This window comes from Microcystis sp. M49636_WE2 (assembly GCF_030065375.1).
Classification (GTDB): Bacteria; Cyanobacteriota; Cyanobacteriia; order Cyanobacteriales; family Microcystaceae; genus Microcystis; species Microcystis aeruginosa_C.
This window is the reverse complement of the sequence record NZ_JASJFG010000926.1, coordinates 1-3,312: the sequence shown is the minus strand read 5'-3', so window position 1 is coordinate 3,312 and position 3,312 is coordinate 1. Positions and strand designations below refer to the sequence as shown.

General features: G+C 40.4%; 2 protein-coding genes and 2 pseudogenes. 2 read left to right on the top strand and 2 right to left on the bottom strand.

The window, feature by feature from the left end; all coding sequences use genetic code 11:
• Together PX484_RS21220 and PX484_RS21215 are read left to right on the top strand one after the other, a co-directional pair.
• Window positions 1–295, top strand: a pseudogene (locus tag PX484_RS21220) (apolipoprotein N-acyltransferase); the annotation flags it as partial.
• Between the two features lie 60 nt (window positions 296–355).
• A complete protein-coding gene (locus PX484_RS21215; protein ID WP_002740130.1) occupies window positions 356–598 on the top strand; it encodes a DUF8620 family protein in 243 nt (80 codons plus the stop codon).
• Between the two features lie 313 nt (window positions 599–911).
• On the opposite strand, the gene recQ is transcribed toward PX484_RS21215, so the two are convergent.
• Both recQ and PX484_RS21205 read right to left on the bottom strand, forming a co-directional pair.
• A complete protein-coding gene (gene recQ, locus PX484_RS21210; protein ID WP_287765694.1) occupies window positions 912–3,017 on the bottom strand; it encodes a DNA helicase RecQ in 2,106 nt (701 codons plus the stop codon).
• Between the two features lie 108 nt (window positions 3,018–3,125).
• Window positions 3,126–3,312: pseudogene (locus PX484_RS21205) on the bottom strand (DUF3318 domain-containing protein); the annotation flags it as partial.

Genomic DNA, 3,312 nt, shown 5'->3' with positions numbered 1-3,312 from the left:
TTCTAATAACGCCCATTATAGCCACGCCATGCCCGCTCAACACCATGCTCAGGATACCATGCGAGCGATCGAAACCGATCGATGGATGGCCCGGGCCACCAATACAGGTTATTCTGCTTTTGTCGATCCCCACGGTAATCACCTTTGGCTATCGGATTTAGATAAATATCAAATCCATAGCGAAACAATTTATCGACGGGATACGAGAACTTTATATGTGCGCTGGGGAGATTGGTTAACCAAAGTTTTAATCATTACTGCCGGACTAGCTTGGCTCTGGAGAGCTTGGGATTAAGGTGACAGTGCTATACTTTTTCCTGAATAAACTGTATAAATAACCTAAGTTTTTGATGCAATGAAAGAGCAATTTGTCAAGTGGTTGAATAGAATCTTAATATTTGATGTGTTTTTAGTGATAGCGGGTTTTCTCTGGTTTGCCGTGGCTGTTATCGGTGAATCCACAGGAATTCCCCTAGGATTTAAACTTTTTCAGCGTCTTTGGCTGCCCCTATTCAATCCTGCTATTAGTATTTTAATTGCGGGGGCGATTTTAAGCTGGGCGATTAATAAAATTCAAGAACGCTTGTCCCCTAAATAGGGTCTGCTTAATTCAGTTATCAGTTATCAGTTAAGTAGCTGGTTATAATTAAATTAAAAATGGATTTTAGGTTCGATCCCCCCTGCTCCCCTTGATAAGGTAGGGTTGATTCATGAATCAACCCTACCCTTGATAAGGGTGGTGTCTGATAATTTTTAACGCCTACCTACTTATCAGTGATCAGTTATCAGTTCACTGTTTACTGGACGGCTACGCCGTGCCTTTGGCAACACTGAAAAAACTTCCCCACTTCCCCACTTAATAATTCATAATTCATAATTCATAATTTATAATTCCCCCTCTCCTATAGTTTTTAAAGTCGTCTTTGCCAAGCAACAACTAATTTAATTTCCTCATAACTATAATTATCTCCCAGATTTTCCTTGAGAGTTTTCAGGGATTGAACGCCAACTTTTTTAATCGCTAAACGAATATATTCCTGTTTATTTTTAGAGACTAACTGATTAATATCAATTTCGTAACCCGCTTCTAGCAATTTAGCTAAATGTTCATAGATGGTTGAGACTTTTAAGCTTCTTTTGCGAGCGATTTCTTCCGCATTCAAACCATCTTGATAGTATTGGAGAGTGAGGAATTGAGTAGAGGGAAGACTATCCTGACAAAAATCATTAATTGCCGCTATAAATATATCCCCATACTGTTGGACTTTGCTGTGTACTACTCCAGAAATTTGACGAAACTGCCCTAAACTCCGGGGTTTTGATTGGGCCATTAAACGCAGACTAGAATCATGGAAAATAACGTAGGGAGGAACTCCTTGACTATCGGCAATTTTTTTCCGCAGTTGCCGCAAGCGCTCGAATAATAAATCACTTTCCACCATATTGGGATTGTCGTCTCCCAAGATTGGACCGTTAGCTTTTTGGGGGACGGCAATAAACACGGAACGTTGTTTCCGCATCACTTCCCAACTGTGTTGATTAAGTTTCAAGATTCTAAAATTGTCTTCAGTTTCTACCAGTAGATTTTGCTGGACAAGGGAACGACTTAAACGTTTCCACTCCCCGAGAGTTTTATCCTTACCGATGCCATAAGTGGATAATAAATGATGTTGATATTGGGTGATTCTTTCACCTTTTCCTCCCCTGAGTACGTTGATTATGTGCATCATACCGAATTTTTGTCCCGTCCGCGCCACACAGGATAAAAATTTTTGTGCCTCGATTGTCCAATCCTCAGAATTGTTCCCATTCCGACAGTTATCACAGTTACCACAGTTACCCGCAAAACTTTCTCCAAAGTAACCTAGGACGCTCGATCTTCTACATTCAGTCCCTTCAGCATAATCTAACACCTGTCGCAATTGTTGGCGGGCTTTCTGTTGTTCATTTTGCTCGGTTTTTTGGTTAATAAAATACTCAATTTTTCTGGCATCTGCAAAGCTAAAAAACAGCGTACATTTAGCCGGTTCTCCGTCCCTACCAGCGCGGCCTGATTCTTGATAATATCCCTCTAAATTGCGGGGTAAATCGTAATGAACGACAAAGCGCACATCCGGTTTATTAATCCCCATACCGAAGGCAATTGTCGCCACCATAATCTGCACATCATCCCGAATAAAACGGGTTTGATTTTGGCTTCTTTCCCGATCCTCCATACCCGCATGATAGGGTAGGGCATTAATACCATCTTTTTGTAACTGTTCGGCAACTTGATCGACGGTTTTGCGGCTGATACAATAAACAATACCAGACCCTTTTTGTCCTTTAATATATTGATACAATTGCTGATAAGATTTACTGGTTTTAGGTTGAACTTCATAATAAAGATTAGGACGATTAAAACTAGCAATATGAATGGAAGTATCTCGCAATCCCAATTGTTGGATAATATCTTCCCTTACCTGTTGGGTGGCCGTGGCAGTTAAAGCCAGAATTGGCACGGAGGGAAAGCGTTGACGAACTTGTTTAATTTGTCGATATTCAGGGCGAAAATCATGACCCCAATCGGAGACACAGTGTGCCTCATCCACTGCTAAACAGGCTAAACCGAGGTAATTATCAATAACAGCTAAAAAGTCTAAAAAACTAGGCGATAATAATCTTTCTGGGGCAACATATAACAGTTTAATTTTCCCTTGCAGGATTAAAGATTCTCTTTCTCTGACTTGTTTAGCGTTTAAAGTGCTATTGAGAAATGTTGCCCCGATACCATTATCAGCTAAAGCAGTTACTTGATCCTGCATTAAAGCAATTAGGGGAGAAACCACCACCGTCACCCCTTTTTTGATTAAAGCGGGTAGCTGAAAACAGAGAGATTTACCGCCTCCAGTGGGCATAATTACTAATAAATCCTGATTGTTTAAAGCAGCCTCAATTATTTGGCGTTGATTCGGTCGAAATTGATCGTAGCCAAAGTGATATTTTAAGGCTTTTTCTAGAGAGTCAATTGCAGCCATTGGGCAAGGGGAAAAATATTTTTATAGTAGTTATTTTAAGGTTAGGGATTTAAGTGATCAGTGATCAGTAATCAGTAAAAAGAAAGCTGATAGCCAAAACAACTGACTTTAAGATTGTCTCACCTGATCGGGAACACCAACAAAGGATAGATTAGCTAATTTTTTCAGATTTTGACAGCGCAATAACTCGTTAAAATTGAGACTCGATCGCCCCTCAATTTCAGCTATAGTCTCAATAGCCGATAATAAACCCTTAGCGGCCTCGGTTTCCGTGTAACCGCGTCTAACGGCCACT